Source organism: Bosea sp. BIWAKO-01 (assembly GCF_001748145.1).
Classification (GTDB): domain Bacteria; phylum Pseudomonadota; class Alphaproteobacteria; order Rhizobiales; family Beijerinckiaceae; genus Allobosea.
The window spans coordinates 884,436-902,175 of the sequence record NZ_BCQA01000001.1 but is presented as its reverse complement, the minus strand read 5'-3'; the positions used below and the strand labels follow the sequence as shown (position 1 = coordinate 902,175).

Genomic DNA, 17,740 nt, shown 5'->3' with positions numbered 1-17,740 from the left:
TCGCGCACGGCCTCCGGGGGGCCGGCAAGCGGCCGCGATAAAGGATACGGGCTATGGGACTTCTGATTTCGCTTCTGATCACGATTCTGGTGATCGGTCTGGTGCTCTATCTCGTGCGCATGCTGCCCATGGATGCCCAGATCAAGAACATCGTCCAGATCATCGTCATCATCATCGGCATCATCTCGCTGCTGCGCTATCTCGCGGTCTTCTGAGCGCCAGCGCGGGTCGATTGACGTGCGCTGAGCACTGATCCACTCTCCCATCGGTCAAAAGGGGCCCGGACGACTCCGTCATGGGCCCTTTTCCGATTCGAGAGCGTCGCGATGAATTCGCAGAACCGGACCACTCATATCCGCCTGACTTCGCATCCCGAGCCTGGCAGCGCGGCGACGCGCTTCCCGATCCGATGGGGTGCGGAAACCGCCGTCGAGCGCGGCCCGATCATTGCGTCGACCACGAACCCGGCCGACCGCAACGTCATAGGAGCCCATGGCGGCTCCTACTCGGTCTATCGTGCGCTTGCGATCTCGGCGCGCGCCATGAACCCGTCGCAGCGCCCGGACCTGACGAACACGCAGCCGACCACCGACATTCTGCCACAGCCGCAATGGGCTGAACCCGGCAAGATCGTCTCGCTGGACCCTTACGGCCATCGGGTCGCACAGGATTTCGGGCGACTGATTGCCGAGGGCGTCGATATCCGGCCGACCATCGCCATCACCAAGGCGCGGCTGAACCTGCCGGAGATTCTCGCGGCGATGGCTGGCCACAGGCTCGCCGCCGATGAGGGTATCCTGCACAAGTCCGGCGATATCAGCGTTACCAAGATCGCGATCGACCCTGTCTGGCACCTGCCGGGCATTGCCGAGCGCTTCGGTACGTCGGAGCAGGATTTGCGCCGCACGCTGTTCGAGCAGACCGGCGGCATGTACCCCGAACTCGTCACCCGGCCCGATCTGCACGTCTTCCTGCCGCCGATCGGCTCGATCACCTGCTATGTCATCGGCGATATCGCAGCGATCACCGATCCGAAGCGCAGGGTTGCTTGCCGTGTCCATGACGAATGCAACGGCTCGGATGTCTTCGGCTCCGATATCTGCACCTGCCGGCCCTATCTCGTGCATGGCATCGAGGAGGCGGTGAAGGAGGCGCAAGGCGGCGGCGTCGGCCTCATCGTCTACAACCGCAAGGAGGGCAGGGCGCTTGGCGAGGTGACCAAGTTCCTCGTCTACAATGCCCGCAAGCGCCAGGAGGGTGGCGATTCCGCTGCGACCTATTTCGAGCGCACCGAATGCGTCGCGGGCGTGCAGGATGCCCGCTTCCAGCAATTGATGCCGGATGTGCTGCATTGGCTCGGTGTCACGCGCATCGACCGATTGATGTCGATGTCGAACATGAAATACGACGCCATGGTGCAGTCGGGCATAGAGATCGGCGAGCGCGTTGCCATTCCGCCGGAGCTGATCCCACCCGATGCCTCGGTCGAGATCGAGGCCAAGAAGGCAGCCGGCTACTACTCGCCGGAGGGCACACCTGGCGACAACATGTTGAAGGCGACCGTCGGTCGCGACCTCGACAAGTTCTGAGAGAACCAGCCACTCATGCCCGACCGTGACCCCGAGGCTGTCCGCCGGCTCCTGAAGCCCGCCGCAATCCGAGAGCGGGCGCAGGAAATGCTCCAGCTCGGCCTTGAGGGCCGCCTGCTGCATTTCTCCGTGCATCCCGAGCGGCTGGCGGCCTGCGCGGACTATGTCCTCGACACGATCCGGGCAAATTATCCGACGCTGGACATCCCCTTCCACGCGCGCTGGCGCCATTTCGTGGTCGGCGGCATGGATCGCTGGAACATGCTTGAGCGCGGGGCGCATTTCCCGGATGCCGGGGCGCGAGGCCGCGCGGCCTACGATCTCGCGGTCGTCAGCGTTCTGCTCGATGCCGGTGCGGGCCCCGCCTGGAGTTATCACGACAAGGTGACGGGCAAGCCGATCGGCCGATCGGAAGGCCTGGCGCTCGCCTCGTTAGACATGTTCGCTACGGGGCTGTTCTCGAGCGACGCGGCGGATCCCCTGCGCGCCGACAGCGAGGCGCTGAAACGGCTCGACACCGAGGCGCTCGCCGCCGGTTTCCAGGCCGGACAGGCCAATCCCCTGCTTGCACTTGAAGGGCGGGCCGCATTGTTGAACCGACTCGGCGAGGAACTCGAACGTCAGGGCCTGACACGACCGGGCGACCTCTTCGATCGCTTCTTCGAGACGGCGTCGGGCGGCTCGATTCGCGCCTCCCACATCCTGGCCGAGGTGCTCGGCACCTTTGGCGGCATCTGGCCGTCACGACTGACGGTCGCCGGAATTGCCTTGGGCGATACCTGGCGTCATCCGCTGATCGCTCCGGATGCCTCCACGGCCGGGCTCGTGCCGTTCCACAAGCTCTCGCAATGGCTCTCCTATTCGCTGATCGAACCGCTGCAATGGGCCGGCATCACCGTCGTCGATATCGATGACCTCACCGGCCTGCCCGAGTATCGCAATGGCGGGCTGTTCCTCGACCTGGGCGTGATCACGCTCAAGCATGCGGATGATGCGGCGCGTAGTCACGAGGTCGCCTCGCCGCTCGTGGTCGAATGGCGGGCACTCACGGTGGCCCTGCTCGATCAGTTGGGTGCGCTCATTCGGGAGCGGCTTGATCGCTCGCGGGACGAACTTCCGCTCGCCAAGGTTCTCGAGGGCGGGACCTGGGCAGCCGGACGGCGGATCGCGCGAGAAAAACGCGGGGATGGCGGGCCGCCCTTGACCATCGTCAGCGATGGCACGGTATTCTGAGACCGTGCTGCTGTGAGCAGCAGCCTTCGCCTGGGGCGAGGGCTCATGAGAATGATGAGGGGTAGAGCGTATGACCATGCATTCCGACGGCGTCACCGTGGTCGACCATCCGCTGGTCCAGCACAAGCTGACGCTGATGCGGGAGAAGGATCGCTCGACCAAGAGCTTCCGGCAGCTCTTGAACGAGATCGGCATGCTGCTCTGCTACGAGGTCACGCGCGACCTGCCGACCGAGCTGATCGAGATCGAGACGCCGCTGACCAAGAGCATGCAGCCGATCATCGCCGGCAAGAAGCTGGTCTTCGCGCCAATCCTGCGCGCCGGCGTCGGCTTCCTCGATGGCATGCTGGAACTCGTCCCGGCCGCCCGCGTCGCTCATATCGGGCTTTATCGCGATCCTGATACGCTCCAGGCGGTCGAGTATTATTTCAAGGCCCCGTCAGACATTGCCGACCGCATGATCGTGGTCATGGACCCGATGTTGGCCACGGCGAACTCGGCCGTGGCGGCGATGGATCGGTTGAAGGAGCGCGGTGCCAAGGACCTTCGCTTCGTTTGCCTGCTGGCATCGCCGGAAGGGGTCGCACGTCTGCGCGGTGCTCACCCGGATGTGCGCATCTGGACGGCTGCGATCGACGAGCGCCTGAACGAACACGGCTATATCGTGCCGGGCCTCGGCGATGCCGGCGACCGCATGTTCGGCACGCGCTGACGCAAGGATTGAGGCCCGCCCCATTGCTGGAGCGGGCCCGATCTGAAGAGCAGCCGGGTCTCGATACAAGGTCGCCCTTCGGATCGTTTCGACCCCGCGATGTCCCGGCGATTACTCGATCATCTTTATTCGATCACCTGGACGATACGGCGAGTCTGCGGCTCGACCAGGACGGCGCGGTTATTGATGACCGTGTAGCGATAGTTCGGAGCGCCATACTCCGCCGGCACCTGGCGGTAGACCACACCCTGCTCCGGCAGGACCGTGCCGACGGCAACGGGTTCGGCATAGGTGTAGGACGGGACCTGCTGCTCGACGACATACTGGCGGAAGCGCGGTGTCGTCACGTCGCCGATGATCGCACCGACCACCGCGCCGCCGACTCCGCCGACAACAGCACCGACTGGACCGCCGACAACCGCGCCACCGACGGCGCCGCTCACCGCCCCGCTGGCGGCGCCGCCGACCGCGCCGCCCTTCGGCGCCGTATCCGTCTGGGCAAGGGCCATCGCAGGAGTTGCAGCGATAGCAGCAGCAATAAGGAGCTTCTTGATCATTTTCATTCTCCTTCGAACTCGGGAAACTTGGAGGAGAACGATGTACTGCAGATTAGGTTCCGGAATTTCGGGGTAACGAGATGTGACTGATCGCGAAAGAACTCGCGATCAGTTCGCGATATCAACGACTAACGTCGATCACGACGTGAATGTCTCGCTTGCCGAGGTCGACGACTTCGGTCCTTCGCGGGGGGCTGTTCGGGGTGTCGAAGAGCTCGCTTACGGTCGCCTCTTCGGAGAGGAAGAGAAAATCGGCATGCGTGCCTGACTCAGGATAGGCGTCGATCGAATGCCAGGTGCCGCGATGCAGCAGGAGGCCGGTTCGCTCGATGCGGAAGGCACGCAGATTCGCAGCCGTCGGGATATCTGCCTCGCGCGGTGCGACCACGAGGACGGCGGATGGTCCTCCCAGCGGCATTCGCGTTTCAGTGACATGAAGATGCCGTTCCATGACCCGCACGACGAAGGGGCGGGCGTGATAGCGCACGATCTGGAGCCGGACCTGGCTCTCGGCGCTGAACGGCTTGATCCAGATGTCATAGCCCTCGCGGCCGGCATCGCGGGCCCCCTCGGGCGCGAGCAGTCGGCCATAGGGCGCGAAGCTCTCGGCGGTGAGGGGCTCGATGGTGAGGGCGATGTTCTCGATCATGCCGCGATGCTACCGGTTCGAGGCCAAAAGAAAACGGCGGGCCGCTGAGCCCGCCGTCGTGAAAGCCGATTGGAAGGGCGCTTACTTCGGTGCCGCCGCCAGGGTCGGGCTGAGCTTGTCGGCGTCACGCTTGATCAGCGCGCCGAAACCGGCGGGCGTGCGCTCCGTGGCGCTCGGCATCACGGTGCCGAGATCGAGCAGGCGCTTCTTGACGCCTTCGTCCTTCAGCGCCTTGTCGAGCGCATCGACGAGCCGGTCGACGACCTCCTTCGGCGTGCCCTTCGGCGCGGCGATGCCGTTCCAGGCCTCGATCTGATATTCGGGCAGCCCGGCTTCCTTGGTGGTCGGCACGTTCGGCAGGGCAGGAGAGCGTTCGGCCGAGGCGATCGCATAGGCCTTGATCGTATCGGCCTTGACCTGCTCGGCGACGCTGACGATCTGGTCGCACATGAAATCGATCTGGCCGGAGACGAGATCGTTCAGGGCAGGGCCCGTGCCGCGATAGGCGACGGCGTTCAGTTTCGGCACCCCGAGCTGGCCCTTGAGCAGGGTGCAGGTCGTCCAGGAGACCGATCCGACGCCGGCATGGGCCTCGTTCACCTTGTCGGTGTTCGCCTTCACATAGGCGACGAACTCCTTCAGGTCCTTCGGCTCGAAATTCTTGCGGGCGACGATCAGGATCGGCGTGCCACCGGCGAGGCCGATCGGCTGCATGCCGTTGATCGGGTCGTATTTCAGGCCGGGATAGGTTGCCGGCGCAGCCGAGAAGGTGCCGAGATGGCCCATCGCAATGGTGTAGCCGTCGGGCGTCGCGGTCAGGGCGCGGGTGATGCCGGTCGTGCCGCCGGCGCCCGCCACGTTCTCGATCACGACCTGCTGGCCGAGCGTCTTCGACATGTTCTCGCCGACGATGCGGGCGATGATGTCGGTCGGGCCGCCGGCGGCGAAGGGCACGATCATGGTGATCGGCTTCTCCGGATATTTCGACTGGGCCTGCGCGCTGCCGGTGAGGGCGAGCGCAACCGTAGTAGCCAAGCCAAGTACGAGTTTCTTCATGTGGATCCTCCCAGAGATCGGTGACGTAGCGTGACGGTGAAACGGATGGCGAGGCAATCCCGTCATTCGGTGAACACCTCGTCGCGCTTCTTCGAGATCGACGGCAGCAAGGCGATGATCAGAATGATCACGGCGACAGCCAGCAGGCCGCCGGAGATCGGCCGTTCGATGAAGGTCATGAACGAGCCGCGCGAGATGATCAGCGCCTGCCGCAGCTTCTCCTCCATCAACTTGCCGAGCACGAAGCCGAGCAGCATCGGGGCAGGCTCGAAGCCGAGCTTGATCAGGATGTAGCCGAACAGGCCGAACAGCGCGGTGAAGGCGACGTCGACCGGCTGGTTGTTTACCGAGTAGATGCCGATGCAGCAGAAGATCAGGATCGCCGGGAACATCAGGCGGTAAGGCACCTGAAGCAGCTTCACCCAGACACCGACCAGCGGCAGGTTGATGATCAACAGCATCAGGTTGCCGATCCACATCGACGCGATCATGCCCCAGAACAACTCTGGGTTCTTGGTCATGACCTGCGGGCCGGGGATGATGCCGTGGATGGTCATCGCGCCGACCATCAGCGCCATCACCGCATTCGGCGGGATGCCAAGCGTGAGCAGCGGGATGAAGGCCGTCTGTGCGCCGGCATTATTGGCCGATTCCGGACCTGCCACGCCTTCGATGGCGCCGCGGCCGAATCGCGAGGGGTCCTTGGCGATCTTCTTCTCGACCGTGTAGCTCGCGAACGGACCCAGCACCGCGCCATTGCCCGGCAGGATGCCGAGAATACCGCCGATGGCCGTGCCGCGTACGACGGGCAAAAACGACTGCTTGATGTCGTTCCAGTCCGGCAGCAGACGGCCGATCTTGGCGCGCACGACATCGCGCGTCTCGGGATTCTCGAGGTTCCTGAGCACCTCGGCGAAACCGAACACGCCCATTGCAAGCACGGCGAAGTCGATACCGTCGGACAAAGGCGGGAAGCCGAAGGTCATCCGCTCTTGTCCTGTCTCCAGATCGGTGCCGATCGTCGAGAGCAGCAGGCCCAGCATGATCATGCAGAAGGCCTTGAGGATCGAGCCGCGCGCAAGAACGACTGCGAAGCAAAGACCCATGACCATCAAGGAGAAATACTCGGCCGGGCCGAACAAGAGCGCGAGCTTGGTCAGGGGCGCGCCGAGCGCGGCGATGATCAAGGTTGCGACGCAGCCGGCGAAGAAGGAGCCGAGGGCTGCGGTTCCGAGCGCGACGCCGGCGCGGCCCTGCTTGGCCATCTGGTGACCGTCGAGGGTGGTGACGACCGCCGTCGCCTCGCCGGGGATATTGACCAGGATCGCCGTGGTCGAGCCGCCATACTGGGCGCCGTAATAGATGCCGGCCAGCATGATCAGAGCGCCGACAGGATCGAGGCCGAAGGTGATCGGCAGCAGCATGGCGATGGTGGCGATCGGCCCGACGCCGGGCAGCACGCCGATCAGCGTGCCGACGAGGCAGCCGGCGAAGGCGAGTGCGATATTCTGCAGCGAGAGCGCGACGCCGAAGCCGAGCTGCAGATGTGCAATCATTTCACTCATTGACTCAGATCCCCAACAGCCAGGGCGCCAGGGGGATCGGCAGGCCCAATGCATATTTGAACAGCAGCGCGCAGAAGGTCGTCATGACGAGCGCGAAGATCACCAGTTCCTTGATCTTGCGATCATCCGCGGCCAGGCCGGAGATCAGCACGACGAGGGGGCCGGATACGACGAGGCCGAGCTGCGGGACCTTGATCGGCCCCAGATCGAAGCCGCGAATGGTGAGGCCGAAGACGACCGCACCGCCGAGCACGAAGATGACGCCGCGCCAGGACCAGCCCGAGAGCTTCTCGCCGTTATAACGCAGCGAACTCAGGGCCAGCAGCACGCCGAGCCCGGCGCAGATCACGGCGAAGGCTTTCGGCAGCATGCCCGGCCCGATCTGCCGCAGCGACCCCATCGGCAGATCGCTGGCGAGGAACAGCGCCACGACGGCGAGGAGGATCATGAACAGCCCGGCGGCCAGATCCTGTTGCGAACGGACACGCAGCCCCTGCGCGCGTTCAATGGTATTCAAGCTCATCAGGCTCCTCCAGTCTGGGGTCTGGCGGTCTGGGCCGCACGCTTCAGTTTTTTGACAGGCATTGTGAACGGCAGGACGTTCTTCTCGTCGATCAACGTCACGCTTTCGCGAAGAATGTTCAGGAAGTCGTCGCGCGCCGCGAGCTTCTGGTGTGGACGCCAGGCGACGCCGACAAGGGCGCCGGGCGGCGGCGGATCGAGCAATGCGCCGCGCAGACGGCGCATTGTCACACCCGGGAAGGTCAGGCGCGAGACCCAGTCGGGAGCGAGCGCCATGCCGAGCCCCGCGGCGACCGCAGACATCATGGCAGGCTTTTCGGTGGCCTCGATCGTCACGTTCGGTACCGAGCCGACGCTTTCGAAATAGGCCATCACGAGATCATAGGCGAAGGGCCGGATCCGCTTGGACGGAACGACGAACGGCTCGCCGATCAGGTCGTTCATCGTCAGGCTCTCGCGGGCGGCGAGAGGATGGCTCTCGTTGAGCACCACGATCGGCCGTTCGACACGCAAGATCTCGAATGCGCAGTCTGTCGGCTTGCGCGGCGGACGCACCAGCGCGATGTCGAGCTTGCCGGCTTCCAGCATCTGGATCAGCGCCGCGGTCATGGCTTCGACAAATTTGATCTCGATACCCGGGTGACGTTCGCGGAAGGCGACGAGAGCTTGCGGAACGAAGCTGGAGGAGGCGGCATCGATCGCGCCCACCCGCAACACTTTGCTCGAGGCGAGCGAGGCTTCGCGCACGGCGCGAGAGGCGTGTTCCATCTTGACGAGGATGCCCTTGGCTTCCTCGAGCATCAGCAGGCCGGCGCGGGTCAGCGCGACTTGACGTGTCGTGCGCGTAAGCAGGCTGACGCCCAACTCGTCTTCCAACGTGCTGATCTGGCGCGAAAGCGCGGGCGGTGCGAGGCCAAGCCTTTCAGCCGCGCGGCCGAAATGCAGTTCCTCCGCCACCGCGATGAAGCATCGCAGTTGCCGAACATCCATGACGATCGTCTGCTCCCCTCTGGCGTATCGCTTTTTGCGATATCTTCCAGTCTTCGCGGTTATGGCCTTTAGCGGCTCGTGCCGTGAAAGCGACCGTAGAGCAATTCATAATTTTTTGGCAACAAAGCCGTGGACCTAGCCGCGGCTTTCCTTGGGATGAGGGCCCTTGCGGCGCCGGAAGAGCCGTCCGTCGATGAGGGCGAGGCCGAGGAAAATCGCTGCCATGCCGAGGAAATGCCGCGGCAGCAGGGCTTCCCCGAGCAGACCGACGCCGAGCAGGATGGCACTGACCGGCACGAGGAAGGTCACCAGCATGGCATTGCTGCCGCCGGCGCGCCGCATGATCTGGAAGAAGATGACATAGGCGAGGGCCGTCGAGAGCAGGGCGAGCCCGACAAGTGAGCCGATTGCGCCATTGGATGGCAACGGCAGGAGCCATGGCGGGGCGAGGATCAGGACCAGCGGCACGGTCATGACCGTGGTGGCGCTGAGCTGGCCCGTTGCCGTCACCAGGGGCGGGAGCTCCCGGAACCGGCGACCATAGAGGCCGGCAAAACCATAGGAGAGTGCGGCCGCCAGGCAGGCGAGCTGTGGAAGCAATGCATTGCCGAGCCCACTGATCACATCCGGGCCCATCAGGATGGCGACACCGGCGACACCGGCCAGCACGCCGGCGATCTTCAGTGGCGTGGCCTTCTCGTTGCTCCCGAAAAGATGAGCGACGACCACGCCGAAGACTGGGGTCGTCGCATTCAGGATCGCGGCGAGGCCAGCGCCGATCTGCGTCTGCCCCCAGAAGATCAGGCCGAAGGGGATGAGGTTGTTGAGCAGGCCCATGCCGAAGAAGGCGAGCCACATCCGGCCGCCCACCGCCATCGTCAGTCCAAGCGCGCGCACGGCGACATGGAGCACGGCTGCGGCAAGGGCGACCCGCGCCAGCACCACGGCGAGTGGCGGCCATTCCGTCACCGCGACCTTGGCGAAGAAGAAGGAGCCGCCCCAGAGCAGCGAAAGCACGAGCAGCAGCAGCCATTCGCGCGTACCCATCGCGGGCGGCGGGGCGGCGGGGGGAGAGGCCATGGGCTCGGTCCTTGACGCGATCCTGCAATGCAGTTGCAGGATCGCTAGGGCGAAGGCGGCCGAGCCGCCACCCGCTTTCTGATCAGGCCGCCTCGGCGTCCCGTGCCTGCCACATCGCCTTGAAGGCAGGGCGCCCCTGGCAGGCTTCGAGCCAGGCCTTCACATGCGGAACGGCGGCAAACAACTCGGGAGCGCCGGTCTGGGCATAGCGGATGACTTCGGAGACATTGATGTCGACGACGGTGAAGCGGCCGCCAATGAGATAGCCGTCGCTGGCGAGGGCGTCATTGAGCACGGCCAGAGGCGCGCGCAGGGCGTCGGCGGCGGCATCGGCCAGTTTGGCGTCGCGCTCCGCCGGCGGCTTGGCGACACGGTGATACAGCGTGTTGAGCGCGTTGGTCTCGCATTCGGTCGCGGCCCAGAGTGACCACATCGCTGCAAGCCCCTCTTCCTGGACGTCCTTCGGCGCCAGCGGTCCGCCATGCTTGCGGGCGAGATAGAGGTTGATTGCGAGCGATTCGTGCAGGACGAAGCCGTCATCGTCGATCGAGGGAATATGCCCGTTGGGGTTCACCTTCAGGAATTCGGCGCTGCGGGTATGGACCGGCGCGTCAGCGGCCTTGGGATCAGTCACCCGGCCGGCCTGGATCACAGGCACATGCTTGAAGGCGAGGCCAAGTTCGTTGGCGAGCCAGATATTGCGCGTCGCGCGCGAACGATAGCACCCGTAGATCGTCAGGGTCATGAGGCAGGCTTTCAGGTTGGGGGTGGTCAGACGGTCTGGCGCAAGGTCTCGCGGGCGATGATCAGGCGCTGGATCTCGGAGGTGCCCTCATAGATGCGGGTGATGCGGGCATCGCGGGCGTAGCGTTCGACGGGGAAGTCGCGGCAATAGCCGGCGCCGCCATGAATCTGGATTGCCGTGTCGGTGCAGCGATGCGCCGCTTCCGAGGCGAAGAGCTTGGCCATCGAGGCCTCCCGGGCGAAAGGCTCGCCGCGGTCCTTGCGGGCGGCGGCGTCGAGGATCAGCAGCCGTGAAGCATGCAGATCGAGCTCGCGGTCGGCGATCATCCATTGCAGGCCCTGGAAGTCGCTGAGCGCCTGGCCGAATTGCTGCCGCTCCTTGGCGTAGGATTTCGCAGCCTCCATGGCCGCGCGGGCGATGCCGAGCGAAACGGCGGCGACACCGATGCGGCCGCCAGCCAGCTCGCCGACCGCAACCCGGAAGCCGTCATTCTCCCGACCCATCAGGTTCGAGGCCGGGATGCGTGCGCCCTCGAAATGGATGGTATTCGTGGCCGATCCGGTCTGCCCCATCTTCTTCTCGGCCTTCCCGACGCTGACGCCCGGCGTGTCGGCCGGAACCAGGAAAACCGAGATGCCCTTGCCTTTCGGTGCGTCGGGGTCGGTCACGGCCCAGACGACGAAGAGGCCGGCATATTCGCCGCTGGTAATGAAGATCTTCTGGCCGTCGAGCACATAGCTGTCGCCGTCGCGGCGCGCCCGCATCCGCATGCCCGCGGGGTCCGAACCTGCTCCGGCTTCGGTCAGGCAGAAGGCGCCGGCCGCATAGGTGCCGTCTGCGAGCTTCGGCAGATAGGCGGTCTTGTGCTCGGCCGAGCCGACCGCCTGGATGACCTCTCCGACCATATTTGTCACCGAGGTCGTGACCGCGGTCGAGGCGCAGGCGGCCGCGAGTTCCTCCAGTGTCAGCGCGAAGGCGACCGTGCCGGCCTCGCTGCCGCCGAACTCGCCGCGGACATTGAGCGCCATGAAGCCGTTCTCGGCGAGGGTCTTCAGATTGGCCAGGAATTCGCTGCGACCCTCTCCGCGATCGAGAGCCTCGGCCAGCGGCGCCAGCCGGTCGGACGCGATTTTCCGTGCGGCTTCGCGGATCAGTCCTTCCTCGTCGCTCAGCGCGAATTCCATGCTGCCCTCGTCGTTTCGTACGCCGACCTTAGAGGGCCGGCACTGAACCGCCAACCGGCGTGATCGGCTCGTTCCTGCGAAGATGGACGCGCGTTCCCGCACACGCGCTCCGGTCACGGCAATGGGGGTTGACGCGATGAGCCTTCGGGTGCATCTCGGCCTCGCTGCAAGCCTTCCGGCGGCAGTTTCACAGGAACCCCGACCCAATGCCAACCGACAGTCCCAGTCGACAGTCGATGCCGTCTGACGCCGCTTCGCGCGCCTGACCGGGGAAACCGGCTCGCCTGCGATCGGCCATGACGGCCGATCAAAGGATACGAGCTATGAATGCCGTTGCCACCGCACCGGAGCGGGATCTTCTCGCTGCAACCCTCGCCCAGACGCTGGCGCGGGACCATATCGCCGACATTGTCGAAACCCTGAACGACCAGGACGTCGAAACGGTTGCGGCCGTGCTCCTTGCCTTGCCGTTCGAACGGGCCGTCGAGGTGCTGGACCAGCATGAACTGACGGTGGCCTCCGAAGCGCTCGGCCTGATGCCGGAAGCGCGCGCCGCGCAGTTCCTGTCCGCCATGTCGGCGGACCGCGTCGCCGACGTGGTCCCGGAATTCGACGAGCCGTTGCGCCTTCGCCTGCTCGGCCGTGTCGACCACGACACGCGCGCGACACTGAATCGCCTGCTCGCCTATCCCGAGCAAAGCGCAGGCTCGATCATGACGACGGAATTCGTCAGCGTGCCGGCCGACTGGACTGTCGCGCGCACGCTCGACTACATCCGGCATGTCGAGCGTACGCGTGAGACAATCTACGCGATCTATGTCCTCGATCCCGCGACCGGGAAGCTGGTCCGCGCCGTGTCGCTGCGCCGGCTGATCAGCGGCGATCCGCAGGCGCTCGTCGCTTCTGTCGTGCCCGAGATGAAGCCGATCAGCGTGACGCCGGAGGTGGACCGGGAGGATGTCGCGCGGCTGTTCACGAAATACGACCTCCTTGCCGTTCCCGTGATCGATGCGGGCGAGCGCGTCATCGGCATCGTCACGGTCGACGACGTCATCGATGCGATGATCGCGGAGACGACGGAGGACGTGCAGAAGCTCGGCGGCATGGAGGCGCTCGACGAGCCCTACAACGAGATCAGCTTCGGCCGGATGATCCGCAAGCGCGCCGGCTGGCTCAGCATCCTGCTCATCGGCGAGATGCTGACGGCCTCGGTGATGCAGCACTATGAAGGCCAGCTCGAGAAGGCGATCGTGCTGACCCTGTTCATCCCGCTCATCATGAGCTCGGGCGGCAATTCCGGGTCGCAGGCCACTTCGCTGCTGATCCGGGCGCTGGCTCTGCGCGAGATCAAGCTGAGCGACTGGTGGCGGGTGGCGCTGCGTGAGATTCCGACTGGCCTGACGCTTGGCGCCATCCTCGGCGCCATCGGTGTCGTGCGCGTCATCGCCTGGCAGAAGCTCGGTCTGTACGATTATGGCGAGCACTGGGCCCTGATCGCGGCAACCGTCGGCGTGGCTCTGCTCGGTATCGTCACCTTCGGCTCGCTCACAGGCTCGATGCTGCCCTTCATCCTCAAGCGCCTGGGTTTCGACCCGGCGAGTGCGTCGGCTCCCTTTGTCGCGACCTTGGTCGATGTCACCGGCCTGATGATCTATTTCGGGGTGGCCGCGATGATCTTGAGCGGCACCCTGCTTTGAACGCCCGGCTGCAGGACGGGTGAGGCTACATCATCGGACCGGATCTCGTATCCGCTCCGATGATCCAGCCTTCTGTGCTCGCGTCGGCCTTCCCGAAAATCGCACTCCACGTCTCGAGGTGATGCTTTAGCCAGCGCGTCCGTTCTGCACTGCGACCGTGGTGGCGGGCCCGGGCTGCCTGAGCTTCTCGATCTGGCGTTGGTGGTCCTTGAACTCACTCAGCGCCGTGCCGCCCAGGCTGTGGTTGCTCGGCAGCTTGACCTTCATCGGATCGACGAAGTGGTTGTTGATCGTCACCTCATAATGGACATGAGGTCCGGTCGAGAGACCAGTCGTGCCGACGGTGCCGATGATCTCGCCCATGCGGACAGTGGCCCCCGGTTTGATCTGCGAGCCGATATTGGCCATGTGGTTGTAAGCGGTGGCGTAGCCATTCGCGTGCTCGATCTCGACGCGGTTGCCGTAGCCGGCATGCGGGCCGGCGGCCACGACCTTCCCGTCACCTGCAGCCATGATCGGCGTGCCGCGGGGCGAGGCCCAGTCGACGCCACTGTGAAGGCGTGCATAGCGCAGGATCGGGTGACGGCGCATGCCGAACGGTGAGCTCATGCGTCCGATCTGGACCGGTCGGCGCAGCAGGAGCTTTCGCAGCGAAAGCCCTTCTTCGTCGAGATAGTCGACATCCCCGGTCTCGGGCGAAGCGTAGCGATAGACGCGGTGGGTCTCTCCCTCCGCCGTCAGGGCGGCATAGAGCAGCTCACGGCGGCCGGTCGAGGCGGCCTCGTCGTCGCTGAAGATCATCTCGAGGCGATCGCCGACATTCGTTCGCTGCTTGAGATCGAGATTCGACGCGAAGATGCCGACGAACTCGTCGATGAGCTCACGCGGTACCTGACTCTTGACCGCGCTGGCATAGACGCTCTGGAAGAGGGTGGCGCGCTCGCCGCTGTCCTCGTCGTCGTCATCGCTGCTGTCGTCAGCTGGACTGTGGCGCGCGTCATTCTTGGCCACCGCGACGAACCGGCCGCCGTCATCGGCTGCAGCGATCTCTTCCGGGCCGGTTTCGTCGAAGAGAATGACGCGCTGGATGGTTTGGCCGCTGCCCTCCGGTGCAATCAGGAGGCGCAGATGCTGGCCTTCCGGGAGCTCCGCCTTCGCGCGCTTTCCGAGTGCGGCGACGATGGCCGCGACCTGCCGGTTGTCTGCGCCATTGTTCTGGAGGATGGAGGCCAGGGTGTCGCCGTGGCCTAGCATGATGTCGCGCTCTTCGAACGCTCCCTGAGAGCCGGTGCGCACGGGAATATTGGTGACGTTCTCCGGTATGATTCTGACATCCAGAGAACCGAATGCCGGTGAGCCGAGGGGAGCCGCCTGCTCCGTTTCGGCTTCCCCGGCCAAGCGAAGGGTGCGCGAGAGAATGCGCTGGTTCGAATACTCCAGCGGCAGTTGCGGTTCCGATCCGGAGAGGCGGAGCAACTCGGCAACCTGCTCGGCGGCGGCGGCATCGGAGAGGCCAGGCTCTGTGCCTGTCGCCGCCTGATCGGATAGATCGCGCCTCACCACCGACACATCGGCATCGGCGGGGTCGACTGCCGCCTGCGGCGCAGCCTCACGACCTGCACTGGGCGGAGAGCTGAGTGATTCGAGGTCGGGCATGTTGGGAGCGGCTATCGCGAGCGGCGAGAGTTCCGCTGCGACGTGGACGAGTGCATGGACCTTGGTGATTTCGCGCGCACCGACCGTTTCGGTGAGCGGCGCACGGAAATGACGCGCCGTGCCGATCGAGAACCCGCGCTGTACAAGCAGGTCGCCCTTGCGGGCCGAGCCGTTTGCACTGGCGCCACGCGGCGAGGCCGAGACGGCCCTTTCCGGGCTTCGCGTGGCGGGGCTATCGGCCTCGGAAACCAGCAATGACGAGGTCAGCAATCCGGCTCCGACCAGTCCCAGAAGCAGGCTGGCCGAAAGCCACCGTCCCGAGAAGGCGGCGTGATCGCGCAGCGGCATGGGGCTCGGGCGAGGCGCAAAGGGATCGGTCAGCGCATCGGCGTTTTCGTCGTAGAACGGGCGCAACACCACTCCGTTGGTCGGAACTCTTCGCGACTCTGCCTGCGAGAACGGGGTGCCTCCCTATGTGCGGCGGGAAGGGGCGAAACTATGACGGCAGAAATTTTTCACCCGCGGCCCGTCAGCGCATGCGCGTGCGAAGCGGTTCGAGGACGTCGTGATCCGGTGAGATTCTGCTGGTCGTCGTCCCCGGCCGGGATGGCGACGAGCCCGAATCAGGACGTCTCTCGGTCTTCCTCGACACGGTTGCGTCCCGCGGCCTTGGCGACATAAAGCGCGCGATCGGCGGCTGTAACGAGCGCAGGCCAGCCTCCGTCCTGGTTTTCTGCTCGCGCCACGCCGAGACTCGCTGTCACCTCGACGCTTTCCCCCGTTTCCAGCGTGAAGGGGGAGGCCTGCAGAATCGTCCGGAGCCGCTCTGCGACATCGACCGGCGATTCGACATGTGGATCCATCAGGAGGATGGCGAACTCCTCGCCGCCAAAGCGGGCAATGACGTCGTCGCGCCGCAGCGCCAAGCGCAGGCGCTGGGCGGCTTCCTTCAGGATCGTGTCTCCCGCGGCATGGCCGAACCGGTCGTTGACGTCCTTGAAGTAGTCGATGTCGAGCAGGATCAGGCCGATGGCCGTCGGGGCCGCGGTCCCGTCATGGAGGTGAGCGACCAGTCGCTCCAGAGCGCCCCGGTTCAGCACGCCGGTCAAGCCATCGGTGTCGGCCCGTTTCCTCAGTCTCTCCGTCAGCGCCGCACGTTCGCTGTCCAGCGTGTTGCGCTCGATCAGGCGATGGCGAAGCGTATCGAGCGCCAGGAAGAGGCTGCGCATCTCGCCACGCATGCCCCGGCCGTCGATGGGCTCCTGCACGGCCCCGTCGGCGAGGGCAAGGACCTGGCTGCGCGCGCGCAGCAATGGCCGAAACAGCAGGTTCTGGCTGGCGACGAGCAGCGCGAGTTCGATGATGAGCGCAAGGCAGGTCGCGGCCACGACGGCGATGAGGGACCGCAGAGCGACGTTGCGCTCCATCTGCAGATGCTCGACGGTGACATCGAGATAGGCGTCGCGAAGCTGCTCCAACGGTGCGAATGTCGGCACGATCAGATGGGTGAAGCTGGTCGGGGTGACGCCAAACTCGCCGGATTGGCCTGCCTTGAGCGTTCGCTCGAGGAGCGCCATCCCGTCCCCGAAGAAGCGCTCGACGACCGCCTGATGCGCAGCAGCGACTCGCGCATCGTCGCTCGCCCCAGTCTGTTGCCCGGCGAGCTCCCACAAGGCCAGGACCCGCCCCCGGCTCAGCTCGAAGGCGCCCCTGCGGTCAAGATCGATCTGCAGGCCGCTGGCCATCGGGATGACCAGATGGGAGCCGAGCCGCCCGGCATACTCGCGCAATTCGCTCAGCATGCGCGCGACCATGGCGTGGCCGACGAGGTCGGTCTCGCCAGCCAGGAGGCCGGTCATGACCATGGACAGCATCGGCTGGGCCGCATCGAAGACGCCGAACATGGTCTCGACCGCCTGCTCGATCTCGGCGTTGCTGCGCCCTGACAGCGGGCGTCTGGCGAGAGCGTCGACCTGCTGCCGGGCCGAGGCGAGCGTCTGGACCAGGGCATCCAGCGATGGCTTGAGTTGGGCGGTCGCGGAAATCCGCTCCAGCGCGGCGTCGGTCTCGGTGCGGAACGCAATCAGCCGTTGGCGGGAAGGGCTGTCGAGCGATGGCTCCTCGCCCAGGACGCTGTTCGCCGGCCCCCGCTCTGCAGTCAGCCGATTGGCCGCGTCCAGGGCGAGCCTGAAGGCCTGCAGCTTGGAGAGATCGTCGCGACTGGCGTCCAGGTCGTTGTGATAGCTGGCGATGAGTGTCAGGCCGAGGGCCAGTGAACAGGCCATGACCAGGATGATCGCGGCCCAGAACCGGTAGCTCAGATTGGGATGCTCTGAGCCAGGACGGTCTGCGGCATTTCTTCCAGCGGGAACCATGGCAGACAGAATTTACTCGCATCACCCTTGGGAAATTGCCCCGGGGGCGGATATTCCGGTCAGGATATCGCCGCAAGGGGAAAGTCCGGGCGGACCGATCCGGGGCCGGTGCCTTCGGGGGTAGAGTTGC

At 65.2% G+C, this 17,740-nt stretch carries 16 protein-coding genes; 5 read left to right on the top strand and 11 right to left on the bottom strand.

The genetic code is table 11. The annotated features are described in order from the left end of the window. The first annotated feature begins 53 nt into the window (after positions 1 to 53). From BIWAKO_RS35865 to upp, 4 genes are all read left to right on the top strand, one after another. A complete protein-coding gene (locus tag BIWAKO_RS35865) occupies positions 54 to 215 on the top strand; it encodes a Thivi_2564 family membrane protein (protein WP_176733260.1) in 162 nt (53 codons plus the stop codon). A 111-nt stretch (positions 216 to 326) separates the two neighbouring features. Next, positions 327 to 1,589 carry a GTP cyclohydrolase II gene (locus BIWAKO_RS04140; RefSeq protein ID WP_069877461.1) on the top strand — a complete coding sequence of 421 codons (1,263 nt, stop codon included), beginning with the start codon at positions 327 to 329 and terminating at the stop codon, positions 1,587 to 1,589. A gap of 15 nt (positions 1,590 to 1,604) precedes the next feature. After that, the gene (locus BIWAKO_RS04135; protein ID WP_069877460.1) at positions 1,605 to 2,822 is read left to right on the top strand and encodes a URC4/urg3 family protein; all 1,218 of its coding nucleotides are present in this window, start codon (positions 1,605 to 1,607) and stop codon (positions 2,820 to 2,822) included. A gap of 76 nt (positions 2,823 to 2,898) precedes the next feature. Continuing rightward, a complete protein-coding gene (upp, locus tag BIWAKO_RS04130) occupies positions 2,899 to 3,534 on the top strand; it encodes a uracil phosphoribosyltransferase (RefSeq protein ID WP_069882151.1) in 636 nt (211 codons plus the stop codon). Between the two features lie 125 nt (positions 3,535 to 3,659). Here the strand turns inward: upp and BIWAKO_RS04125 are convergent, their stop codons facing one another. The 9 genes from BIWAKO_RS04125 to BIWAKO_RS04085 form a co-directional block, all read right to left on the bottom strand. Then, a complete protein-coding gene (locus BIWAKO_RS04125) occupies positions 3,660 to 4,091 on the bottom strand; it encodes a DUF1236 domain-containing protein (protein WP_069882150.1) in 432 nt (143 codons plus the stop codon). A gap of 121 nt (positions 4,092 to 4,212) precedes the next feature. Further along, a complete protein-coding gene (locus tag BIWAKO_RS04120; RefSeq protein ID WP_069877459.1) occupies positions 4,213 to 4,740 on the bottom strand; it encodes an ureidoglycolate lyase in 528 nt (175 codons plus the stop codon). Between the two features lie 81 nt (positions 4,741 to 4,821). Continuing rightward, positions 4,822 to 5,796 (bottom strand): tripartite tricarboxylate transporter substrate-binding protein, encoded by a 975-nt coding sequence (locus BIWAKO_RS04115; protein WP_069877458.1) that lies wholly within the window; start codon positions 5,794 to 5,796, stop codon positions 4,822 to 4,824. 62 nt (positions 5,797 to 5,858) lie between these two features. Beyond that, positions 5,859 to 7,361 carry a tripartite tricarboxylate transporter permease gene (locus BIWAKO_RS04110; protein ID WP_069877457.1) on the bottom strand — a complete coding sequence of 501 codons (1,503 nt, stop codon included), beginning with the start codon at positions 7,359 to 7,361 and terminating at the stop codon, positions 5,859 to 5,861. Positions 7,362 to 7,365: 4 nt separating this feature from the next. Next, positions 7,366 to 7,884 carry a tripartite tricarboxylate transporter TctB family protein gene (locus tag BIWAKO_RS04105; RefSeq protein WP_069877456.1) on the bottom strand — a complete coding sequence of 173 codons (519 nt, stop codon included), beginning with the start codon at positions 7,882 to 7,884 and terminating at the stop codon, positions 7,366 to 7,368. Beyond that, positions 7,884 to 8,873 carry a LysR family transcriptional regulator gene (locus BIWAKO_RS04100; RefSeq protein WP_069877455.1) on the bottom strand — a complete coding sequence of 330 codons (990 nt, stop codon included), beginning with the start codon at positions 8,871 to 8,873 and terminating at the stop codon, positions 7,884 to 7,886. The genes BIWAKO_RS04105 and BIWAKO_RS04100 overlap by 1 nt, the downstream gene beginning before the upstream one ends. A 135-nt stretch (positions 8,874 to 9,008) precedes the next feature. Then, positions 9,009 to 9,953 (bottom strand): DMT family transporter, encoded by a 945-nt coding sequence (locus BIWAKO_RS04095; RefSeq protein ID WP_074471505.1) that lies wholly within the window; start codon positions 9,951 to 9,953, stop codon positions 9,009 to 9,011. Between the two features lie 82 nt (positions 9,954 to 10,035). Beyond that, complete coding sequence (locus BIWAKO_RS04090) at positions 10,036 to 10,698, bottom strand: glutathione S-transferase family protein (RefSeq protein WP_069877453.1); 663 nt, start codon at positions 10,696 to 10,698, stop codon at positions 10,036 to 10,038. A gap of 26 nt (positions 10,699 to 10,724) precedes the next feature. Then, on the bottom strand, positions 10,725 to 11,882 hold the full coding sequence (locus tag BIWAKO_RS04085; protein ID WP_069877452.1) for an acyl-CoA dehydrogenase family protein: 1,158 nt from the start codon (positions 11,880 to 11,882) through the stop codon (positions 10,725 to 10,727). A 323-nt stretch (positions 11,883 to 12,205) separates the two neighbouring features. Here BIWAKO_RS04085 and mgtE point away from each other — a divergent pair, with 323 nt between their 5' ends. Then, positions 12,206 to 13,579 carry a magnesium transporter gene (gene mgtE, locus BIWAKO_RS04080; protein ID WP_069877451.1) on the top strand — a complete coding sequence of 458 codons (1,374 nt, stop codon included), beginning with the start codon at positions 12,206 to 12,208 and terminating at the stop codon, positions 13,577 to 13,579. Between the two features lie 126 nt (positions 13,580 to 13,705). Here mgtE and BIWAKO_RS04075 read toward each other — a convergent pair whose 3' ends face one another. Both BIWAKO_RS04075 and BIWAKO_RS04070 read right to left on the bottom strand, forming a co-directional pair. Then, entirely contained in the window at positions 13,706 to 15,649 is a 1,944-nt protein-coding gene (locus tag BIWAKO_RS04075; protein WP_141739974.1) for a M23 family metallopeptidase, read from the bottom strand. Between the two features lie 209 nt (positions 15,650 to 15,858). Then, the gene (locus tag BIWAKO_RS04070) at positions 15,859 to 17,610 is read right to left on the bottom strand and encodes a GGDEF domain-containing protein (RefSeq protein ID WP_069877450.1); all 1,752 of its coding nucleotides are present in this window, start codon (positions 17,608 to 17,610) and stop codon (positions 15,859 to 15,861) included. Positions 17,611 to 17,740 lie beyond the last annotated feature (130 nt).